This window comes from Stenotrophomonas sp. CASM114, assembly GCF_049384325.1.
GTDB classification, from domain to species: Bacteria; Pseudomonadota; Gammaproteobacteria; order Xanthomonadales; family Xanthomonadaceae; genus Stenotrophomonas; species Stenotrophomonas muris.
Genome location: NZ_JBMRGJ010000009.1, coordinates 38,018 through 58,501 on the forward strand (window position 1 = coordinate 38,018; position 20,484 = coordinate 58,501).

At 67.1% G+C, this 20,484-nt stretch carries 18 protein-coding genes; 6 read left to right on the plus strand and 12 right to left on the minus strand.

Annotated elements, in window-relative coordinates; genetic code table 11:
* Positions 1 to 11: 11 nt before the first annotated feature.
* From VG566_RS11115 to aspS, 8 genes are all read right to left on the minus strand, one after another.
* On the minus strand, positions 12 to 1,931 hold the full coding sequence (locus tag VG566_RS11115; protein WP_014648162.1) for a potassium transporter Kup: 1,920 nt from the start codon (positions 1,929 to 1,931) through the stop codon (positions 12 to 14).
* Positions 1,932 to 1,980: 49 nt separating this feature from the next.
* Positions 1,981 to 2,574, minus strand: a complete 594-nt coding sequence (ruvA, locus tag VG566_RS11120) for a Holliday junction branch migration protein RuvA (protein ID WP_014648163.1) — start codon at positions 2,572 to 2,574, stop codon at positions 1,981 to 1,983.
* 13 nt (positions 2,575 to 2,587) lie between these two features.
* On the minus strand, positions 2,588 to 3,109 hold the full coding sequence (ruvC, locus tag VG566_RS11125) for a crossover junction endodeoxyribonuclease RuvC (RefSeq protein WP_014648164.1): 522 nt from the start codon (positions 3,107 to 3,109) through the stop codon (positions 2,588 to 2,590).
* Positions 3,110 to 3,214: 105 nt separating this feature from the next.
* A complete protein-coding gene (locus VG566_RS11130; protein WP_014648165.1) occupies positions 3,215 to 3,946 on the minus strand; it encodes a YebC/PmpR family DNA-binding transcriptional regulator in 732 nt (243 codons plus the stop codon).
* Positions 3,947 to 4,122: 176 nt separating this feature from the next.
* Positions 4,123 to 4,755 carry an esterase/lipase family protein gene (locus VG566_RS11135; RefSeq protein WP_032958946.1) on the minus strand — a complete coding sequence of 211 codons (633 nt, stop codon included), beginning with the start codon at positions 4,753 to 4,755 and terminating at the stop codon, positions 4,123 to 4,125.
* A 75-nt stretch (positions 4,756 to 4,830) separates the two neighbouring features.
* Positions 4,831 to 5,352 (minus strand): GNAT family N-acetyltransferase, encoded by a 522-nt coding sequence (locus tag VG566_RS11140; protein WP_014648167.1) that lies wholly within the window; start codon positions 5,350 to 5,352, stop codon positions 4,831 to 4,833.
* Positions 5,353 to 5,383: 31 nt separating this feature from the next.
* A complete protein-coding gene (locus VG566_RS11145) occupies positions 5,384 to 5,707 on the minus strand; it encodes a hypothetical protein (protein ID WP_014648168.1) in 324 nt (107 codons plus the stop codon).
* 16 nt (positions 5,708 to 5,723) lie between these two features.
* Complete coding sequence (aspS, locus tag VG566_RS11150) at positions 5,724 to 7,475, minus strand: aspartate--tRNA ligase (protein ID WP_046432163.1); 1,752 nt, start codon at positions 7,473 to 7,475, stop codon at positions 5,724 to 5,726.
* 158 nt (positions 7,476 to 7,633) lie between these two features.
* Between aspS and VG566_RS11155 the strand changes: the two genes are divergently transcribed.
* Positions 7,634 to 8,371: a DUF3011 domain-containing protein gene (locus tag VG566_RS11155; protein ID WP_164167222.1), complete on the plus strand. Its 738-nt coding sequence runs from the start codon at positions 7,634 to 7,636 to the stop codon at positions 8,369 to 8,371.
* A gap of 99 nt (positions 8,372 to 8,470) precedes the next feature.
* Here VG566_RS11155 and VG566_RS11160 read toward each other — a convergent pair whose 3' ends face one another.
* The 3 genes from VG566_RS11160 to blaL2 all read right to left on the minus strand — a co-directional run bounded on the left by VG566_RS11160 (position 8,471) and on the right by blaL2 (position 11,380).
* The gene (locus tag VG566_RS11160; protein WP_134967264.1) at positions 8,471 to 9,112 is read right to left on the minus strand and encodes a hypothetical protein; all 642 of its coding nucleotides are present in this window, start codon (positions 9,110 to 9,112) and stop codon (positions 8,471 to 8,473) included.
* Between the two features lie 53 nt (positions 9,113 to 9,165).
* Positions 9,166 to 10,380 carry a cation:proton antiporter gene (locus tag VG566_RS11165; protein ID WP_032958940.1) on the minus strand — a complete coding sequence of 405 codons (1,215 nt, stop codon included), beginning with the start codon at positions 10,378 to 10,380 and terminating at the stop codon, positions 9,166 to 9,168.
* Positions 10,381 to 10,465: 85 nt separating this feature from the next.
* A complete protein-coding gene (blaL2, locus tag VG566_RS11170) occupies positions 10,466 to 11,380 on the minus strand; it encodes a L2 family extended-spectrum class A beta-lactamase (RefSeq protein WP_142235259.1) in 915 nt (304 codons plus the stop codon).
* Between the two features lie 175 nt (positions 11,381 to 11,555).
* On the opposite strand from blaL2, the gene ampR reads away from it, so the two are divergent.
* The gene (gene ampR / locus VG566_RS11175; protein ID WP_014648174.1) at positions 11,556 to 12,422 is read left to right on the plus strand and encodes a LysR family transcriptional regulator AmpR; all 867 of its coding nucleotides are present in this window, start codon (positions 11,556 to 11,558) and stop codon (positions 12,420 to 12,422) included.
* A 76-nt stretch (positions 12,423 to 12,498) separates the two neighbouring features.
* Here ampR and VG566_RS11180 read toward each other — a convergent pair whose 3' ends face one another.
* Positions 12,499 to 14,364 (minus strand): ABC-F family ATP-binding cassette domain-containing protein, encoded by a 1,866-nt coding sequence (locus VG566_RS11180; protein ID WP_014648175.1) that lies wholly within the window; start codon positions 14,362 to 14,364, stop codon positions 12,499 to 12,501.
* A 335-nt stretch (positions 14,365 to 14,699) separates the two neighbouring features.
* Here VG566_RS11180 and VG566_RS11185 point away from each other — a divergent pair, with 335 nt between their 5' ends.
* The 4 genes from VG566_RS11185 (at position 14,700) to ybaL (ending at position 20,459) form a co-directional block, all read left to right on the plus strand.
* On the plus strand, positions 14,700 to 17,087 hold the full coding sequence (locus VG566_RS11185; RefSeq protein ID WP_241884280.1) for a TonB-dependent receptor: 2,388 nt from the start codon (positions 14,700 to 14,702) through the stop codon (positions 17,085 to 17,087).
* Between the two features lie 279 nt (positions 17,088 to 17,366).
* On the plus strand, positions 17,367 to 17,675 hold the full coding sequence (locus tag VG566_RS11190; protein ID WP_241884279.1) for a hypothetical protein: 309 nt from the start codon (positions 17,367 to 17,369) through the stop codon (positions 17,673 to 17,675).
* A gap of 9 nt (positions 17,676 to 17,684) precedes the next feature.
* The gene (locus tag VG566_RS11195; protein ID WP_050483532.1) at positions 17,685 to 18,566 is read left to right on the plus strand and encodes an XVIPCD domain-containing protein; all 882 of its coding nucleotides are present in this window, start codon (positions 17,685 to 17,687) and stop codon (positions 18,564 to 18,566) included.
* Between the two features lie 195 nt (positions 18,567 to 18,761).
* Complete coding sequence (gene ybaL, locus VG566_RS11200; protein ID WP_049405954.1) at positions 18,762 to 20,459, plus strand: YbaL family putative K(+) efflux transporter; 1,698 nt, start codon at positions 18,762 to 18,764, stop codon at positions 20,457 to 20,459.
* The last annotated feature ends 25 nt before the right edge of the window (positions 20,460 to 20,484 follow it).

Genomic DNA, 20,484 nt, shown 5'->3' on the forward strand with positions numbered 1-20,484 from the left:
CCCCGCGCGCGTCAGATCTCGACCTGGGCCCCGAGTTCGACCAGGCGGTTGCCCGGAATCCGGAAGAAGCCGGTCGCAGGAGCGGCATTCCGGTGCATCAGCGCGAACAGCTTGTCACGCCAGATCGGCATGCCGCGGTTGGCGGTGGCGACGATGGTCTCGCGACTGGCGAAGAAGGTGGTGTCCATCGGATCAAAATAGATGCCACCGTGGTCGCACGAGCGCATCAGCGCCAGCGGCACGTCCGGGGTCTCCATGAAGCCGAAGCGCACGTAGACGCGGTAGAACTCGTCACCCACTGATTCGATCTTCAGCCGCTGCCCTTCCATCGCATACGGGATCGGCAGGGTTTCCACGTGCAGGAACACGTTGCGCTCGTGCAGCACCTTGTTGTGCTTGAGGTTGTGCATCAGCGCATGCGGCGCCACGGTCGGGTCGGCGGTGAGGAACACCGCGGTGCCCGGCACGCGCACCGGCGGGGCCAGCATCAGGCCCGGCAGGAAGGTATCCAGGCGGATGCCGTCCTTGCGGATCTCGTCGCGCAGCAGCTCGCGGCCACGGCGCCAGGTGCGCATCATGGTGAACAGGAAGATGCCCAGCACCACCGGGAACCAGGCGCCCTGCAGCAGCTTGGCGCCGTTGGCGATGACGAAGCCGAGGTCGATGATGAAGAACACCACGCACAGCGGCAGCAGCCAGCCACGCGACTTCGGCCACAACGTCCGCGCCACCACGGCCAGCAGCAGGGTGTCGATCAGCATCGTGGCCGACACCGAAATGCCGTACGCCACGGCCAGGTTGGACGAACTGCGGAACGCCAGCACCAGCCCGAACACCATCACCGCAATGCCCCAGTTGATGCCCGGGATGTAGATCTGGCCGATGGTGTCGTGCGAGGTGTGCTTGATGCGCATGCGCGGGATGTAGCCCAGCTGCATGGCCTGGCGCGAGACCGAGAATGCGCCGGTGATGACCGACTGCGAGGCGATCACCGCCGCCATGGTGGCCAGGATGATCATCGGGTACAGCGCCCACGACGGCACTGCCTCGAAGAACGGATTCTTCAGGGCCTCGGGGTGGTTGAGCACCAGTGCGCCCTGCCCCAGGTAGTTCAGCACCAGGCACGGCAGCACGAAGAAGTACCAGGCGTGGCGGATCGGGCGCAGCCCGAAGTGGCCCATGTCCGCATACAGCGCTTCGCCGCCGGTCACCGCCAGCACCACTGCACCGAGAATGAAGATGCCGTGCCAGCCGTGCTCCATGAAGAAGCGGATGCCCCACCAGGGGTTGAAGGCCTTCAGCACCTCGGGCGCATCGACGATGTTGTAGATGCCGATTGCCGCCAGCGACACGAACCAGATTGCCATGATCGGGCCGAACGCCTTGCCGATCTTCTCGGTACCGAAGCGTTGCGCGGCGAACACCGCCAGCAGCACCACCAGGGTGACCGGCACGATGAAGACATGAAGTCCGGGCGCGGCCACCTCCAGGCCTTCGACCGCACTGAGCACCGACATGGCCGGGGTGATCACGCCGTCGCCGAAGAACAGCGAGGCGCCGAAGATGCCGAGGATGCCCACCACATAAGCCGAGCGCGAGCCGTTGCGCAGCGTGCGCTGGGTCAACGCCATCAGCGCCATGATGCCGCCTTCGCCATCGTTGTCGGCGCGCATGATGATGGTGACGTACTTCAGGGTCACCACCAGGTTCAGCGCCCAGAACGCCAGCGACAGCACGCCCAGCACGGTGTCGTGGTCGCTGTTGAGCCCGTAGTGTGGCGAGAACGCTTCCTTCAGGGTGTACAGCGGGCTGGTACCGATATCGCCGAACACCACGCCGATCGCACCGATGACCAGCGCCAGTCCTCCAGCGGAGGGGGCGTGGCCATGGCCGCCGGGGGCGGCTGCGTGCGGGGTTTGACTGCTGGACATGGGACTCCTGGCGAAGCTCAGGCGGTAGGTTGGGGGAAAGGGACGCGGTTCAGCGCAGCGCGGACTGCAGCGCCTTGCGGATCACGGTGGCCACTTCGTCGCCTTCATTGAAGGCATCGCGGGCCATGCGGGCCGCTTCGGCCGGCTTGTAGCCCAGCTGCTGCAGGGCCACGGTGGCATCGGACAGCGGATCGGCCGGGGCCGGACCACTGCCGGTGGGCAGCGCGCCGCCGGCACCGAACTGGGCCGCGCGGTCACGCAGTTCCAGCACCATGCGTTCGGCGGTCTTCTTGCCGATACCCGGGATGCGGGTCAGCGCGGTGATGTCGCCGGCCTGGACCATGCGCGCGAATTCTTCGACGCTGACACCGGACAGCACGGCCAGCGCGATCTTCGCGCCGATGCCGCTGACCTTCTGCACGTCGCGGAACAGGCGCCGCTCGCCCTCGCGCAGGAAGCCGTACAGCGAGACGCTGTCTTCCTTCTGCGAGTAATGGGTGTACAGGGTGACCTCGCGGCCGAGCTCGGGCAGGTCGTAGAAGGTGCTCATCGGCGCCTCCAGTTCGTAGCCCACTCCGTTCACGTCCACCACCAGCCACGGCGGCGCCTTGTAGGCGACGATGCCGCGCAGTCGACCGATCATTGCGTGCAGCTCCTCATTTGCGGCCCCACGCCTGGCGGGCACTGAGCCCCAGGCGGTTGGCCGTCGCCCTTACGTGGGCATGGGTGATCGCCACCGCCAACGCGTCGGCCGCGTCGGCCTGCAGCTTGGTTTTCAGGTTGAGCATGAGCCCGACCATGTGTTGAACCTGTTGCTTTTCGGCGCCACCGCGCCCGACCACCGCGAGCTTGATCTCGCTGGCGGCGTATTCGTGCACCGGCAGGTCGCGCAGCACCACGGCCGAGATCGCCGCGCCGCGGGCCTGGCCCAGCTTCAGCGCCGAATCGGGATTGCGCGCCATGAACACCTTTTCGATGGCCACTTCATTGGGCTGGTACTCGCGGCACAGATCGGCCAGGCCCAGCACCAGCAGTTTCATGCGCTGCGGGAAGTCGTCGGCGCCCAGCAGCACCAGCGGCTGGTGGTGCACGTAACTGACGCGGCCGGCGGCGTCGACATCGATGATGCCGACCCCGGTCCGCTGCGAACCGGGGTCGATGCCGAGGATGCGGGTCATGCCGCGCTCCTGGCGGGGCGGAACGGGGGGCGCTGGCAGGCGTATGGGCTCATGACTGTCCGCGGTGACCGTTCAACGGCCCGCGCCCAGGCCGTCGAGGACGGCTCAGGCGTAGGCGTCGGCGCCGAGTTCGGCGTTGGAATACACGTCCTGCACGTCGTCCAGGTCTTCGAGCATGTCCAGCAGCTTCTTGACCTGCAGGGCGACCTCGCCTTCGACCTTGATGTCGTTGTCGGCGCGGAAGGTGATCTCGGCGTGGTCGGCGACATGCCCGGCGGCGACCATTGCGTCCTTGACTGCGTTGAACGCGTCAGGGCTGGTGACCACGTCGATCGAGCCGTCATCGGGGTAGACCACGATGTCGTCGGCGCCGGCCTCGATGGCTGCTTCGGTGATGGCTTCCTCGTCGGCACCCGGGGCGAAGCTGAGCACGCCCAGGCGCTTGAACATGAAGGCCACCGAGCCTTCGGTACCCATGTTGCCGCCGCACTTGCTGAACGCATGGCGGACGTCGGCCACGGTGCGCACGCGGTTATCGGTCAGGCAGTCGACGATCACGGCCACGCCACCCGGGGCATAGCCTTCGTAGCGGATTTCCTCGTAATCGACGCCTTCCAGTTCACCGGTGGCCTTCTTGATGGCGCGCTCGATCACGTCCTTGGACATGTTCACGGCCAAGCCCTTGTCCACCGCCACGCGCAGGCGCGGGTTGTTGTTGGGGTCGCCTCCACCGCCGCGCGCGGCAACGCCGATCTCGCGGATGATCTTGGTGAAAATCTTGCCGCGCTTCGCGTCGGACGCGTTCTTGCGGGCTTCGATGGAGGGGCCTCTACCCATGGGTGCTACCGTCTGGCTGCTTCAGGATCAAGGCGCGGATTCTACCTGATCGGGCGCTGCAACCGTGTCTAGGCCCGTATTGTTGTAGCGCCGGGCCAATGCTCGGCTCAATGGGCCCGACGGAATGCAGCCGAGCATGGGCTCGGCGCTACAAGGCGGCCCCGCCTCCCCTGCCCCTATGCCGCCGCCGCGTCGCGGCTGTGGTCGAAGTGGCCGTGGCGCAGGAAATGCGCGGTCTGCCGCGCGGCGTCGGGCGACACCACCAGGCCGCTGTGGCTGGTACGCACCACGCAATGGTCGGCCAGGCCCGGCAGGCGGGTCTCGGCCAGGGCCACGGTGCCGTCGGACGCATCGTCGATCGCGCCCAGCAGGCTGCCCAGCCCGTGCGGCACCGAACCGGCGATCAGGCCAACCTCGGCCTTGCCCTGCCAGTCCGGCAGGCCGTCCAGCAGCAGCTCGCTGCTGCGCCCCAGCGCCAGGCCCCAGCCATGATCGGACAACGAGCGCGCGGTACCACTGCCGCGCAGCGGCGAGCCCAGACAGACCACGCGCTGCACTGGCAGCTGCGGATCGCGGCGCAGCGCCTCCAGTGCCAGCAGTCCGCCCAGGCTGTGACCGACCAGCGACAACGGCCCGGCGTCGGCCAGACGTTCCAGCAACTGCGGCACTGCCACATCGGGGCCACCGAACACCGAGGGATAGCCGAACGCGTGTACCTGGAAACCACGCGCGCGCAGGCGCCAGGCCAGTGGCCCGACCCAGGCACGGGCATTCCAGATGCCATGCAGCAGCAATACGGGGGGAGTCATGCAAACAGCCTGGCGGTCAGCGGGGCAGGAACGTGAGGTGATTGAACACGCGCGCGCGGCAAGCGGCGGTGAACGTCAGGCCGCGCGCGGCGCGCGGCGCAGGATGAATTCGAGGTCCTGGGTGTCGCCGACAGGGAACAGGTACTCGCCGGCCTTCTCGAAGCCGTAGCGGGCGTAGAAGCGCTGCGCGCCGAAGTTCTCCGACCACACGCCCAGCCACAACGTGCGCGGGCCTTCGTGTTCCAGCCAGGCCAGCGCGGTTTCCAGCAGGCGGCTGCCCCAGCCGCAGCTCTGCTGCGTCTTGACCAGGTACAGGCGCTTGAGTTCGCCGTCACCGGGTTTCACATCCGGATGCGGCAGGCCACAGGGGCCGGCGGCGGCATGGCCGACCGCCTCCCCATCCAATTCCAGCAGCCACACCGCGTAATCGGGGTGGGACAGGATCACGCGCTGGCGCTCGACCGTGTAGGCCTCCTCGAGGAAGGCCTGCAGGTCCTGCGGCGGGTACAGATGGCCGAAGGTTTCAGTGAACGTGCGTGCGGCCAGCGCCGACAGGGTCGGCGCGTCGTCCACAGTGGCGCGGCGGATCGAATACATGCAGGAAGTTGACGTCAGGGCGAAGCGCGGGTCAAGCCTTTCCAGGCGATTCCGCTTCTTCTTCCTCGTCCTCTTCCTCGTATTCCTCTTCGTCCTCGTCCTCTTCTTCCTCGCCTTCCTCGTCCTCGTCGTACTCTTCTTCCTCTTCGTCGTCCTCGTAGTCCTCGACGCCGAAGTCTTCACCGTCCCAACGGCCTTCGCCGTCGGCGACGAAGGTCAGGGCCATCGCGGCCGGATTGGTACCGACGCGGACCAGCCACCCCCCGAACACGCGTGCACGCTCGGTGACCAGGGTGGCCTCGGAGCCTTCATTGCCCAGCTTTTCCCACTCCAGCGAAAACGCAAACTCGGTCATTGCCTGGATCTCCTGATCAGTTGGTCTTGGGGCGAACCTGGATGTGCACTTCGGCCAGCTGCGCGTCGACGATCGGCGACGGCGCGTCGGTCATCAGATCCTGTGCACCGGTGGTCTTCGGGAACGGGATGACGTCGCGGATCGACTCGGTTCCGGCCATCAGCGCGGCGATGCGGTCGATGCCGAAGGCGATGCCACCGTGCGGCGGCGCGCCGTAGTTCAGCGCGTCGAGCAGGAAGCCGAACTTGGCGCGGGCCTCTTCGGCACCGATGCCCAGCAGCTCGAACACCGCGCTCTGCATGTCCGGACGGTGGATACGGATCGAACCGCCGCCGATTTCATTGCCGTTGAGCACCATGTCGTAACCGCGCGAGACGGCGGTACGGGCATTGGCGCGCAGATCGGCGATGTCGTCCACGGCCGGTGCGGTGAAGGGGTGATGCAGGGCGACGTAGCGCTGTTCTTCCTCGTCCCACTCGAACATCGGGAAGTCGGTGACCCACAGCGGTGCCCAGCCGTCGGCGACCAGGCCAAAGTCCTTGCCGGCCTTCAGGCGCAGCGCGCCCATGAAGTCGGAGACCTTGTTGTAGCCACCGGCACCGAAGAACACGATATCGCCATTGCCGGCACCGACATGGGCCACCAGCGCCGCGAAGCGCTCTTCGCTGAAGAACTTCTGGATCGGCGAGCTGACTTCGCCGTTGTCGGCGATCTTGATGTAGGCCAGGCCCTTGGCGCCGTACTTGGCGGCATGCGCGGCGTACTCGTCGATCTGCTTGCGGCTCAGCGACGCGCCGCCCGGGATGCGCAGCGCGGCGACGCGGCCTTCGGCGTCGTTGGCCGGGCCGGTGAACACCGGGAACTCGCTGTCCTTGACCAGTTCAGCCACGTCGACCAGTTCCAGCGCGATGCGCAGATCCGGCTTGTCCGAACCATAGCGACGCATCGCCTCGGCCCAGGTCATGCGCGGGAAGCTGGCATCCAGCTCGACATCGACCACTTCCTTGAAGATGGCGCGGATCATGTCCTCGACGAAGTCCTGCACATCGCGTTCGCGGACGAAGGCGAACTCCATGTCCAGCTGGGTGAATTCCAGCTGGCGGTCGGCACGCAGGGCCTCGTCGCGGAAGCAGCGCGCGATCTGGTAGTAGCGGTCGAACCCGGCCACCATCAGGATCTGCTTGAACAGCTGCGGGCTCTGCGGCAGGGCGTAGAACTCGCCCGGATGCATGCGCGCCGGCACCAGGAAGTCGCGCGCGCCTTCCGGCGTGGCCTTGGTCAGGATCGGGGTCTCGATGTCCTGGAAGCCCTTTTCGTCCAGGTGGCGGCGCAGCGCCTGCACCAGCTTGATGCGGGTGCGCTGCATGCGCTGCATTTCGGGGCGGCGCAGGTCCAGGTAGCGGTACTTCAGGCGGGTTTCCTCGCCCGGGTTCTCGTGGGCGTGGAACGGCAGCGGGGCGGCCTTGTTCAGCACGGTGATGGCGGTGGCGATCACTTCCACCTTGCCGGTGCGCATCTTGTCGTTCACCGCGTGCCGGGCGCGCACGACGCCCTCCACCTGCAGCACGTCCTCATAGCCCAGCGACGCGGCCACGGCGAACACGTCGGCGTTGTCGACCTCCACGGTCACCTGCACGATGCCTTCATGATCGCGGAGATCGATGAAGCAGACGCCGCCCTGGTTACGGGCCACGTCGGTCCAGCCGGCGAGGGTGACAGTCTGGCCAATCAGGGTCTCGTCGACCAGGCCGCAGAAGTGGGTACGCATGGGGGGAAGCTCCGCTGGAGAACGCCGGCACCGGATGGGGGCCGGAAAGCCTCGTATTCTGCGGCCGAGGCCCCGGCCGGGGCAAATCCGGGCAGTCACGCCGGCTTGATCGCCCCGGTCCCTATAGTCGGGCACCTGCCACCGTATGGGATGCCGCCATGAAATCGTTGTCCCTGGCCAGCCTGGCCGTGACCCTGAGCACTCTGGCCGTGCTCGCCCTGCCCTCTGCTCCGGCCGCTGCGCAGGACGGGGTGATCCGCTGCGAAAGCCAGAACAACCGTGAACGTGTCTGCAGCACCGGCTGGCGCAATGCGCAGCTGGTCCGCCAGCTGTCCGGCAGCGCCTGCGACGAGGGCCGCACCTGGGGCAGCCGCAATGGCAGCATCTGGGTCAGCAATGGCTGCCGCGCCGAGTTCGTTGAAGCCCGCGGCGGCTGGGGCGGTGGCAATGGCGGTGGCTGGGGCGGCAACAACGGCCGTCCCGGCGAAACCATCCGCTGCGAGAGCCAGAGCAACCGTGAGCGCAGCTGCCCGGTCGGCTGGCGCAACGCCCGCCTGGTCCGCCAGCTGTCCGGCAGCCCCTGCGACGAAGGCCGCACCTGGGGCGTGCGCAACGGCGCGGTCTGGGTCAGCAACGGCTGCCGCGCCGAGTTCGCCGAGGCCCGCGGCTGGGGCGGCGGCGGCGGTGGCTGGGGCGGCGGCAACAGCAATTATTCGATCACCTGCAGCAGCAACAACAACCGCACGCAGAACTGCGACTGGGATGAGCGCCAGGGCCGGCCGGTGCTGCAACAGCAGCTGTCCGGCAGTGCCTGCCAGGAAGGCCGCAGCTGGGGCTATGCACGCGGCCAGGTGTGGGTGAGCAACGGCTGCCGCGCACGCTTCAGCGCGCGCTGAGCCCCGGGGTCGGATCCCTGGCCGACGGCCAGGGCTCTGACCCATGGGTTCATGCAGTGACCGGGTCGGACCCTCCGCAGGAGGGATCCGACCCGAAGATCAGGGTGCTGGCGCCTTCTCGTCGCCCCACGGTGCGGGCGGCAGCTCGACCGGCTTGCTCAGGTCGAACTTCACGCGGAAACGGCGGCCTTCCGGGCGCGTCAGTTCGTAGACGAACGTCTGGTCGGGGTCGATCTCCATCGCCCAGGTGTTGTGCGTGGAGGCCAGCATGTCGGCACGACGGAACATCGCCACCGAATCGGAGTCGGCTGGGAACTGCTGGCGCTCGGCGGTGCCCGGTGGCGTGCTGTCGCCGCCATAGAGGGTGATCGCGTCGGGGCTACCGTCTTCGTGGCGATGATCGTGTTTCAGGCGCAGGCCGTTTTCGGTGCGGGTCAGCACCCAGGTGCGCGAATGGTCATCCCCCACATGGAAGGGAATCCGCAGTTCATGGGCGGGGTCGGCACAGCCGCGCACATGCATGACCAGGCGCTGGCCGGCGAACGGGTCCTTGCCGGTCGGTGCCGGCGTGTCCTCCACCACCCGGCCCTCATAGGCCTGGCCGCAATGCGCGGCGATGGCGGCCATGAAGGCATCGGCCGGTGCGGTCGCCAGATCATGCGCGACCGTATCGGAACGCTGCGAGCAGGCAGCGAGGCTGAGCAGGAGAGCGGAAGCGGTGACAACGGCAGGCAGTTTCATGCCCCAACCCTAACGGCCATGGCCGACGGGCGCAAACCGCGCGCGGCAACCGGTCAGCGTTCGGCGATGTGAGGTTCCGGCCGCGTCTCGGTGGCCGCTACCGGCGCGGACTCGCCCTCGCCCGCCGGCTCCTGCTCCACCGGATCGACGTCGAAGGGTGTGCGGAACACCAGCGACGGCAACAGTGTGGTCAGTGCGGCGTACAGCAGCAGCGCGCCGAACAGCACCGCCGGAATCTGGAAACGCTCGCGCATGATCGCCGCCAGGACCAGCGTGAAGATCAGGGTCGGGGCCAGCGCCAGCGAGACGCGCAGGCTGCTGCGGAAGCTCTCGCCGAACATCACCCGGCGCTGCAGCCAGACCACGCCGATGCGCAGCGGCAGCACCACCAGGGTGATCACGATGCCCAGCCCCAGCGCCTCGAAACTGAGGGCTTCGCTGGGCACCTTGGTGCCGGCATTGAAGAAATAGAATGGCACGAAGAACGAGGCGAACAGGCGCAGCGCGTGCAGGTTCTCGTGCGAGGCCAGCAGCGGCATGCGCTGGTGCAGCAGGCGCGCGACCAGGCCGGCGATGAACGCGCCCACCAGGTAATACACGCCCAGCAGATAGGTGATGTACGCCGCCACCATGCCGACCATCACCAGCAGCGAGAACTCCGAGCCCGGCGCGTGCGGCGCCACCCAGCGGCCCAGCGCGATGAACAGCAGCGGCAGGCCGATCATCATCGCCAGCAGGGCCAGGCTGGACAGCGCCATGTGCCCCGGGTCGCCGGCCTGCAGCACGATGAACAACGCCGCCAGCGCCAGCAGTTCGCCGGCGATGGCCTTGCTGGTGACCCAGAACCGCTCGTCCTCGCTCAAGCCCAGCCGCGACAGCGAATCCATGATGAAGCCGGTGGAGGGCGTCAGCAGCGCCAGCGCCAGCAGCCCAGCGGCCTGCCATGGCAGCCCCGCATAGCGCCAGGCCAGCCAGCCCACGCCGAACAGCGTGCCGGTACGGATCACCAGGTGCGCCAGCAGCGGCCACATGCCACGCCGCAGCGCCTGCAGATCCACTTCCAGGCCCGCGAACAGGAACAGCGAGGAAATGCCCAGCGTGGCCAGCAGGCCGATCACCGCGTCGTGTGCCTGGTCGCCCAGCCAGAGCATGCCGATGATGCCGAACAGCAGGCAGGTCAACGGCGCCGGCAGGCTGAAGCGCTGCAGTGCGCGCGGGATCACCAGCAGCGCGAAGATCAGCAGCAGGTAGATCAACTCATGGCTCATCGGGGTCTTCCGTGGGGTTCGAACGCGCGCAGGATGCGCGTGCCCGACCGATCCGGCAAGCCATTTCCCGATGACCCCGGTTACCTCATCCGATCATCGCATCGGCCAGCGCCCCCACCCGTGCAAGCACTGCTGCGCGCTGGTCGTCATCGACCGATGCGCCCTGCAGATAGGCGGTGACCACCCACGCGGTGCCGCCCGCATGCGGCCACAGCACGGCGATGTCGTTGCGCGTGTCATCACCGTTGCTGCCGGTCTTGTCCCCCACCCGCCAGCGCTTGCCCAGCCCGGCGCGCAGGCAGGCATCGCCGGTCTGGTTGTCGATGAGCCAATCGGCGAACTGCCGGCGCGATGCAGGCTGCAGGCCATTGCCCACCGCGAAGCGGGCCAGGCTGGTGGCCATCGCGGCCGGGCTGGTGGTATCGCGCGGGTCTCCCTTCACGAACAGATTCACGTCCGGCTCGTTGCGGTCATTGCGGGTAATGCTGTCGCCCTGCCCGCGCAGGAATGCCGTCAGCGCCAATGGCCCGCCCACCACCTCCAGCAGCAGGTTGGCCGCCGTGTTGTCGCTGGTGGTCAGCGTGCCCCGGCACAGGTCGCGCACTGTCAGATCCTTGCCCACGTGGCGGCGCGCCACCGGAGCGTAGGACAGCAGATCCTTCCCGGCGATGGGCACACGGGTGTCGAGCGAAACGCGGCCTGCATCGGCAAGGCTCAGCACATGGGCGACCAGCATCGACTTGAACGTGCTGCACATCGGGAAGCGCTCATCCTGCCGATGCCCGCCGATGCGACGGCCGTTGCCGGTGTTCAGCACGGTGACACCCAGGCGGCCACCGCTGGCTTTCTCCAGCGCGGCGAAATCGGCGGCGCCGGCAATGGCGGCGTTCGCGGCGGGTATGCCAGACGAGGCGGAAACCGGTTGCGCCAGCGCCGGGGCAAGCAGCGAGGACGCAACGGCAGCACCACTGAACTGCAGGAATCGGCGACGGGCGAGCATAGGGGTTCTCCTGGTGACCGCTCGATTATTGGCGCCTCCCCTGCGACCGACCAGCGCGAAAAATCAGGGCAAGCCATAAGTTGAACTCATGCCTGACGCGATCAAATGTTTGAGATTTACGAAATTCCTCATTGAACGGGTAGGATCAGCCATCACCCTGGCTCACGGCTCTCCGATGCTGCACCCCACCCTGCCACTGAACGCGCTGCGTGCGTTCGAGGCGGCCGCCCGCCACCAGAACTTCACCCGAGCCGCGCTGGAGCTGTGCGTCAGCCAGGCCGCACTGAGCCACCAGATCCGGGGCCTGGAAGACCGGCTCGGCATCCGCCTGTTCCATCGCCTGCCGCGCGGCGTGGCGCTGACCGACGAGGGCGCGGCGCTGTATCCGGTGCTCAACGAATCGTTTGAACGCATCTCCGCCAGCATTGCGCGCTACACCGGCGGGCCGGCCCGGGAAGTACTGACGCTGGGCGTGGTCGGTACCTTCGCCACCGGCTGGCTGCTGCCACGGCTGGCGGCGTTCGAAGCCGCGCACCCGGACATCGAGCTGCGCCTGCAGACCCACAACAACCGTATCGACCTGGCCGGCGAAGGGCTGGATCTGGCGATCCGCTTCGGCGATGGCGACTGGCAGGGCCAGGCCTGCACGGCAATCCTCGATGCGCCCTTCGCACCGCTGTGCGCCCCCGCATTGGCGCGGCGGCTGAAGCAACCGCGGGACCTCGCCACACTGCCGTTGTTGCGTTCCTACCGCAGCGACGAATGGCCGCGCTGGTTGCAGGCGGCCGGGGTGAGCGGCGTGGAAGCCCGCGGGCCGGTGTTCGATTCCTCACTGACGGTGGCGATGGCCGCCGCCGGGGGCGCCGGCGTGGCCTTGCTGCCCTTGTGCATGTTCGAGCAGGAACTGGCCGAAGGCCGCCTGCTGCAGCCCTTCGGCACCACCTTGGAGCTGGGCCGCTACTGGTTGACGCGGCTGCGCTCGCGCGCCGAGCGCGAACCGGCCAAGCGGTTCCGCGAATGGCTGCAGGCGCAGGGCACGTAACAAAAAAGGGGACGGAGGGGATTAAGTCGTTTGTGGCACAAACGACTTAATCCCCTCCGTCCCCTTTTTTGCGTGATCAGGACTCCAGCAGCTCCATCCACGCCGCTTCGGCCTTCTCCAGCTGCGCGGCGGTGGTTTCGCGGTCGCGGCCGATCACCGCCATGCGGGTGGCATCGGCATAGTTGGCCGGGTCGGCCAGCTGGCGGTCGAGCTCGGCCAGCGCGCCCTCCAGTTCGGCCACCTTGGCCTCGGCGGCGGCCAGCTTGTGCGGGTTCACCGGCTTCTTCTGCACCACCTGCGCCACCGGCGCGGTCTTGACCACCACCGGTTCTTCCACCTGCTCCATGCGTGCCTTGGTGCCCTGCGCCTGCGGGCGGGTGCGCAGCCACGCGGCGTAGGCATCCAGGTCGCCATCGAACGGCTCGACCACGCCATCGGCCACGCGCCAGTAGGTATCGCAGACCAGGCCGATCAGGTGGCGGTCATGCGAGACCATCACGATCGCGCCTTCGAAGGTGGCCAGCGCTTCGGCCAGCGCTTCACGCATTTCCAGGTCAAGGTGGTTGGTCGGTTCGTCCAGCAGCAGCACGTTCGGCTGCTGCCAGGCGATCAGCGCCAGCGCCAGGCGGGCGCGTTCGCCACCGGAGAACCCATCGACCGGCTCGAATGCACGGTCGCCCGGGAAGTTCCACTTGCCGAGGAAATCGCGGAACGACTGGTTCGGTGCGTCCGGGGCGATCTCGCGGAAGTGCTCCATCGGCGACTGGCCTTCGTGCAGCGACTCCACCGTGTGCTGGGCGAAGTAGCCGATCTTCAGGTCCGGATGCGCCATGCGCTCGCCAACGATCGGCGCCAGCTCGCCCACCAGGGTCTTCACCAGGGTGGTCTTACCGGCACCGTTCGGGCCGAGCAGGCCGATGCGCTGGCCCGCTTCCAGGCCAAAACCGACGTTATGCAGGATCACCGCGTCCTTGCCGTAGCCGGCCTCGACGTGGTTCAGGCGGATCAGCGAGAACGGCAGCTTCGCCGGCGGCGCGAACTCGATGCGGAACTCACGCTCGGCGCGCACCGCTTCGGTGCCGGCCAGCTTGGCCAGGCGCTTCATGCGGCTCTGCGCCTGCGCGGCCTTGCTGGCCTGCGCCTTGAAGCGGTCGATGAAGCTCTGCAGGTGGGCGCGCTCGGCCTGTTCCTTTTCATGCGCGATCTGCTGCTGGCGCAGCTGTTCGGCGCGCTGGCGCTCGAAATCGGTGTAGCCGCCCGGGTAGAGCTTGGCGCCGCCGCCATGCAGGTGCAGGGTGTGGGTGGCCACGTTGTCGAGGAACTCGCGGTCATGCGAGATCAGCAGCAGGGTGCCCGGGTACTTCAGCAGCCACTGTTCCAGCCAGTACACCGCGTCCAGATCCAGGTGGTTGGTCGGTTCGTCGAGCAGCAGCAGGTCGCTGGGCATCATCAGCGCGCGGGCCAGATTCAGGCGCACGCGCCAGCCGCCGGAGAACGAGGACACCGCACGGTGGTGCGTCTCGGCAGGGAAGCCGAGGCCGTGCAGCAGCTTGCCGGCACGCGCTTCGGCGTCGTAGGCCCCCATCTCGGCCATCTTGGTGTGCGCGTTGGCCACCGCCTCCCAGTCTTCGCGCGCGGTCGCCTCGGCCTCTTCGGCCAGCACCGCGGCCACCTCGGTATCGCCGCCCAGCACGAAGCTCAGCGCCGGATCCGGCAGCGACGGGGTTTCCTGGGCCACGCTGGCGATGCGCACCTTGCCGGGCAGGTCGACGTCACCCTTGTCGGCCTCCAGCTCGCCCTTCACCGCCGCGAACAGGCTGGACTTGCCAGCACCGTTGCGGCCGACCACACCTACCCGGTAACCGGCGTGCAGGGTCAGGTCGACATTGGACAACAGCAGCCGCTCGCCGCGGCGCAAGGCGAAATTACGAAGGGAGATCATCGGGGGAGGGGTCCATATAACCGGATGGAATGTGCTGGTGAGCACTGTTCCTGCGACGCAATTCTAGCGTTAACGAATACTTGACGCGTCCCGGGATGCGCAGTGGCCGACGTTCCTCTCTCCCACGTCCCCGCCGCGCGCGTCCCGGGGTCCCTTCCTGCCAGCGCTGATCCGGGCTAAATGGTTGCTGCTGCAACGTTTTTTCTGAAGCCTGGCATTTGACAGGCACTGAATATCCCGTTAATTGCTGTATTGCGCACCGCAACAACCGCCGTCCGCCTCACGCTCGTGATGTCGATTCCGGTGCCGCCCCCCGCCAACCGGAGCCCATCCCGATGACCCGCAAGACCCGCCTGATCGCCGCCGCCGTCGCTGTCGCACTCGGTGGCTCTCCGTTCGTCGCCGCTGCACAGCAGGCCGGCACCGCCGCCAACACCCTGGACACGGTGATCGTCACCGGCACCCGCGTGGCCGACCGCACGGTCGCCGAATCGCAGTCGCCGATCGACATCATCACCCCCGAAGTGCTGCAGTCCACCGGTACCAGTGAACTGGCCACCGCACTGTCGCGCGCCCTGCCCTCGCTGAACTTCCCGCGCCCGGCGCTGACCGACGGCACCAGCGGCGTGCGCCCGGCGCAGCTGCGCGGCCTGTCGCCGGACCAGGTGCTGGTGCTGGTCAACGGCAAGCGCCGCCACACCTCGGCGCTGATCAACGTCAACGGCAGCATCGGCCGTGGCTCGTCGGCGGTGGACATCAACGCGATCCCGATCGCCGCGATCGAGCGCGTGGAAGTGCTGCGCGACGGTGCCTCGGCGCAGTACGGCTCGGACGCCATCGCCGGCGTCATCAACATCGTGCTCAAGGGCAGCGGCCGTGGCGGCAGCCTGGCAGTGGACTACGGCCAGTACTCGGCCGGCGACGGCAACAAGTACCAGCTGTCCGGCGACACCGGCGTCGAGTTCGGCAACGGCCGCGGCCGCGTGCAGGTGGCCGGCCAGATCAGCCAGCAGGACGAGAGCAACCGCGCCGGCCCGTACCGCGGCACCACGCCGAACACCGGCAACTTCCCCAGCATCGGCCAGAAGACCTTCATCGTCGGCGACCCGCGCGTGGATGCCACCGCGGCCTCGGCCAACGCCAGCTTCGACTTCAGCGACCACGTGACCGGCTACGCCAGCGCGCTGCTCAGCAACCGCGACATCACCTCGTTCGCGTTCTACCGTTCGCGCAACCACAGCGGGCAGAGCGCGCTGCTGGCGCAGACCTACCCGGACGGCTACGTGCCGGAGATCAACCAGTATTCCAAGGACCGCTCGCTGGTGGCCGGGGTCAAGGGCAACACCGACAACGGCTGGACCTGGGACCTGAGCCTGAACCACGGCGAGAACACCCTGGACTTCCACACCCGCAACAGCATCAACTACAGCCTCGGCGCAACCAGCCCGCGCTCGTTCTACGACGGCACGCTGAAGTACCAGCAGGACATCTTCAATGCCGACCTGACCAAGTCGCTGGACTGGGGCCTGGCCTACCCGGTCACGCTGTCCTTCGGTGGTGAGTACCGCAAGGAAAAGTGGGACCAGAACCCGGGCGAACTGAACTCGTACACCGGCAGCGGCGCGCAGGGCTTCGCGGGCTTCACCCCGACCAATGAAGTGCATGCCGACCGCCACAACTACGCGGTCTACGCCGGCCTGGAAGCGGACCTGACCGAGAAGTTCTCGGCCGGCATCACCGGCCGCTACGAAGACTATTCGGACTTCGGCGACCGCTTCTCGGGCAAGCTGTCGGCGCGCTACGCGTTCACCGACAAGGTGGCGCTGCGGGCCACCGCCTCCAGTGGTTTCCGCGCGCCCTCGCTGGCGCAGCAGGGCTACCAGGCGGTGACCAGCCAGTTCCTCAATGGCGTATTCGTCGAGCGCGGCACCTTCCCGACCACCAGCCAGGCCGCGCAGGCGCTGGGCGCCTCGCCGCTGAAGGCCGAGACCTCCACCTCCTACAGCCTGGGCCTGGTGCTGCAGCCGGTCGACCGCCTGTACATCACCGTCGATGCCTACCAGATCGACATCGATGACCGCATCGCGCTGTCGTCGAGCATCACCACCAATGCCGCGACCAGCGCGCTGCTGGGCACCCTGGGCCTGCCGCAGGTGACCGCGTTCTCCTACTTCACCAACGGCCTGGATACGCGCACCCGCGGTGTCGACTTCGTCTCCAGCTACACGGTGCCGTTCAGCGCCAGCAGCCTGGAGCTGACCGCGGCATACAGCTACAACGACACCGAAGTGCGCCGCGTTGGCGGCACCCCGCCGGTGTTCGGCACGCTGGGCCTGACCCAGTCGCTGATCGGCCGTGATGAGATCGGTCGCATCGAGGACAGCTACCCGCGCGACAAGGCGATCCTGAGCGGCACCTGGCGCTCGGACCACTGGGAACTGGGCCTGGCCGCCACCCGCTACGGCAAATTCACCGTGCGCAACTCGGCCACCGCGCTGCGTGACCAGACCTACGGCGACGCCTGGGTGGTGGATGCCTCGGCCAGCTACAAGCCCAGCAGCAACTGGACCCTGACCGTGGGTGCCGACAACCTGCTGGACAAGTACCCGGACCGCACCGAGGACCTGCAGAACTCCACCTTCGGCATGCTGCCGTACAGCAACTACTCGCCGTTCGGCTTCAACGGTGCGTATGTGTACGGGCGGATCAAGTACACCTGGTAAGGGGTAATGGGTGCGCCGGGCCCTGCCCGGCGCTGCTCCACACACCCGCCCGCGGCCTCGGGGCAGGCGCGGCCCTGACCGTATACCGTTGCCAGCTCCTGCACCCGGTTTCCAGGCTGTGCTCTGTTGCACGCGCCTCATAGGTCGTCCCGTGCATAATCAGCGGACCAACGAAGGAGCCGCTCCGTGACGAGAGCCTGCATCACTCGCCGCCATGTGTACGCTGCGCTCGCGTGGGTTGCGCTGGCGGCCCCCCTGTCAGGGTGTTCAGGAGATCACGTGAAACCCAGCTATTCCAAATCGAGCCTTGAGCCGGTCGTCGTCACCCAGCTCTCCGCGTCGAAGCTCCAGGTCCAGTTCAATGAACCGATGGAAAGCATGTATTACGCGGCAGGGATGAGCTATGTCGTGGAAGGGGACACCATGAAAGTCGTTGTTGATCGCTGCCCCATATCCGGCCAATGCACAACCATGCTGCGGCGCGACGTGAAGCCCGGACCTGCTGGCCCGGCCCGTCAGGAAATTCCCTTGATGGCGCCGCGCGTGGTGATGCTGTACGCCGATGGCGAAACACAGATTTATCCGTAAGGGCATCCCATGAGCGACAAGGTCGTCCTCGGCATCCATAGTCACGTAGACCCCAATACACAGGGGTCGTTCAATCAGTTCGTGGACGGCCACGCCTGGATCTCGGTGACGCGAAACGGCCATACGACGTTCCATGGCCTGTGGCCAGACAACCATCCACTCGTTGAGGACAATGGCCCAGGTTCGGACATCCGCGAAGGCATGGAAGCCCGGGCCACACCTTCGGCCTCACGCTATTACGAATTGACTCCCGAGCAGGTCAAGCGACTTGACCAGGCCTTGGGCGAAAATGTCACCTGGTCATATGGCAATACCTGCGCATCGTGGGCGACCAGTACCGTGAACAAGGTTACCGGGCAGTCCCTGGATGCAGGCGAACTGCTGTTCACCGATACACCGCGGGAGCTGATCGAGTCCATTCGCAAGGCAGAGCGCGTGCGGCCCACCAGTCCTTCGCAGCCGCAACCGGCAACCGAACGGCCGGAAACCAGCATCCCAACGCTGAGCGATGCCTCGGCATCGCTTCACCAGCAAGCACTCGCCGGCGTCCACGCGCTGGACGCATCGTTGGGTCGCGCATCTGATGAAGCCAGCCAACGCATGGCGGCCAGCCTCACCCAACTTGCCCGGGCACAAGGTCTGGAACGGATCGACCATGTGGTATTGGGCTTGCCGGCTGGTCAGCCCCCAAGGCCGGAGAACATCTTCGTCATTCAAGGAGCCTTGGATGACCCGGGCCATCTGCGTGCCCACATCAACATTGAAACGGCCCTTCAGCCACCCGTTGCGGAGTCGCTGCGGCAGATTCATCAGTTGGACAAGCAGCTGGCCGCCTCGCCGCAGCAGGCCGAGCCTGCCCTGGAAGAGACCCAGCGCCGGCAGATGGTGTGATCATCGACGGCTACGCCTGGAGCCCCCCCATAGGTAGGCACCATTCGGCCCGTCAGGGCCTGCCATCTCTCAACAAGGCTTGATATCTCGCCCGTACAAGCCGCCCACGCAACGATCCGATACGCTGGCCAGCGTTTGCCGTATGTGACCGCATCGGTGAAAATCGGGGCATCCCCCGATTTCCTGCGAGTGCCGATGCACCATGACACCGACCTGATCAACATCGTTGCCGTTGGCCTGGGGCTCGCCTTCATCTTCGGCGCGCTGGCCAACAAGCTCCGCTTGTCTCCCCTGGTCGGTTACCTGGTTGCTGGCATCTGCGTAGGCCCGTTCACTCCCGGCTTCGTCGCCGACCAGGCGCTGGCCAACCAGCTGGCCGAACTGGGCGTCATGCTGCTGATGTTCGGCGTCGGCCTGCACTTCTCGCTGAAGGACCTGATGGCGGTCAAGGCGATCGCCATTCCCGGCGCCATCGGCCAGATCGCGGTGGCCACCCTGCTCGGCTGGGGCGTGGCCTCGCTGATGGGCTGGCCGGCCATCCATGGCGTCATCTTCGGTTTCTCGCTGGCCACCGCCAGTACCGTGGTGCTGCTGCGGGCGATGGAGGAACGCCGCCTGCTGGAAACGATGCGTGGCAAGATCGCGGTCGGCTGGCTGATCGTGGAAGACCTGGCCTGTGTGCTGGCGCTGGTGATGATGCCGGTGATGGCCGGTGTGTTCGGTCCTGACGCGGCCAAGGAATCGCACTCGCTCGGCAGCGTGCTGGCCGACATCGGCTGGACCTTCGTGCAGCTGGGCCTGTTCGTGGCGGTGATGCTGGTGGTCGGTCGGCGGGTCATCCCGTGGATCCTCGAGCGCATCGCCGGTACCGGTTCGCGTGAGCTGTTCACCCTGTCGGTGCTGGCGATCGCGCTGGGCGTGGCGTTCGGCTCGGCGATGCTTTTCGGCGTCTCGTTCGCGCTGGGCGCGTTCTTCGCCGGCATGCTGCTCAACGAATCGGAGCTGAGCCACAAGGCCGCGCATGATTCGTTGCCGCTGCGCGATGCGTTCGCGGTGCTGTTCTTTGTGTCGGTCGGCATGCTGTTCGACCCCAACATCCTCGTCCAGCATCCGTGGCAGGTGCTGGCCACCGTCGCCATCATCATGTTCGGCAAGTCGGCGGCGGCGTTCTTCATCGTGCGTGCGTTCGGCCACCCGACCAGCACCGCGCTGACCATCTCGGCCAGCCTGGCGCAGATCGGCGAGTTCGCCTTCATCATCGCCGGCCTCGGCGTGGCGCTGCAGATCCTGCCGAAGGAAGGCCAGTCGCTGGTGCTGGCCGGCGCGCTGGTGTCGATCATGCTCAACCCGCTGGTGTTCGGCCTGCTGGACCGTTGGCAGGCCAAGCAGGAGCAGTCTCCGCAGGTACCCGAGCCGCCCGAAGCGATCGGCCCGTCGCGCGACCTGCATGACCACGCCATCGTGATCGGTTACGGCCGCGTCGGCAGCGAACTGGCGCAGGTGCTGCGCGACCGTGGCGTGCCGGTGCTGGTGATCGATGACAACAAGGAACACGTCGAGCAGGCACATGCCAAGGGCCTGGCGGCGATCCGCGGCAGTGCCGCCGCCGACCGGGTGCTGGCCGAGGCCCATCCGGAGCGCGCCAAGATCGCGGTGCTGGCGATTCCGCAGCCGCTGGAAGCCGGTGAGGCGCTGGCCAAGCTGCGGGCGATCAATCCGGACCTGACCCTGCTGGCGCGCGCACACAGCGATGCCGAGGTGAAGCATCTGCTGGAGCACGGCGCCGATGGCACGGTGATGGCCGAGCGCGAGCTGGCGTATTCGCTGGCGGAGATGATCATGTCCACGCCGCCGTACCGGAATCTGGGGCAGCAGAGCATTCCGGTGGTGTGAGGGGTGTACGTGCGGCAGGGCTGCG

Bases quoted from the DNA above. Each gene is read 5' to 3' on its own strand.
- ruvC (WP_014648164.1), bottom strand. From the start codon at position 3,109: ATGACCCGCATCCTCGGCATCGACCCCGGTTCGCAGCGGACCGGGGTC.
- VG566_RS11115 (WP_014648162.1), bottom strand. From the start codon at position 1,931: ATGTCCAGCAGTCAAACCCCGCACGCAGCCGCCCCCGGCGGCCATGGC.
- VG566_RS11160 (WP_134967264.1), bottom strand. From the start codon at position 9,112: ATGAAACTGCCTGCCGTTGTCACCGCTTCCGCTCTCCTGCTCAGCCTC.
- blaL2 (WP_142235259.1), bottom strand. From the start codon at position 11,380: ATGCTCGCCCGTCGCCGATTCCTGCAGTTCAGTGGTGCTGCCGTTGCG.
- aspS (WP_046432163.1), bottom strand. From the start codon at position 7,475: ATGCGTACCCACTTCTGCGGCCTGGTCGACGAGACCCTGATTGGCCAG.
- VG566_RS11165 (WP_032958940.1), bottom strand. From the start codon at position 10,380: ATGAGCCATGAGTTGATCTACCTGCTGCTGATCTTCGCGCTGCTGGTG.
- VG566_RS11140 (WP_014648167.1), bottom strand. From the start codon at position 5,352: ATGTATTCGATCCGCCGCGCCACTGTGGACGACGCGCCGACCCTGTCG.
- ampR (WP_014648174.1), top strand. From the start codon at position 11,556: ATGCTGCACCCCACCCTGCCACTGAACGCGCTGCGTGCGTTCGAGGCG.
- VG566_RS11135 (WP_032958946.1), bottom strand. From the start codon at position 4,755: ATGACTCCCCCCGTATTGCTGCTGCATGGCATCTGGAATGCCCGTGCC.
- VG566_RS11130 (WP_014648165.1), bottom strand. From the start codon at position 3,946: ATGGGTAGAGGCCCCTCCATCGAAGCCCGCAAGAACGCGTCCGACGCG.
- VG566_RS11180 (WP_014648175.1), bottom strand. From the start codon at position 14,364: ATGATCTCCCTTCGTAATTTCGCCTTGCGCCGCGGCGAGCGGCTGCTG.
- VG566_RS11155 (WP_164167222.1), top strand. From the start codon at position 7,634: ATGAAATCGTTGTCCCTGGCCAGCCTGGCCGTGACCCTGAGCACTCTG.
- ruvA (WP_014648163.1), bottom strand. From the start codon at position 2,574: ATGATCGGTCGACTGCGCGGCATCGTCGCCTACAAGGCGCCGCCGTGG.
- VG566_RS11185 (WP_241884280.1), top strand. From the start codon at position 14,700: ATGACCCGCAAGACCCGCCTGATCGCCGCCGCCGTCGCTGTCGCACTC.
- ybaL (WP_049405954.1), top strand. From the start codon at position 18,762: ATGCACCATGACACCGACCTGATCAACATCGTTGCCGTTGGCCTGGGG.
- VG566_RS11195 (WP_050483532.1), top strand. From the start codon at position 17,685: ATGAGCGACAAGGTCGTCCTCGGCATCCATAGTCACGTAGACCCCAAT.
- VG566_RS11145 (WP_014648168.1), bottom strand. From the start codon at position 5,707: ATGACCGAGTTTGCGTTTTCGCTGGAGTGGGAAAAGCTGGGCAATGAA.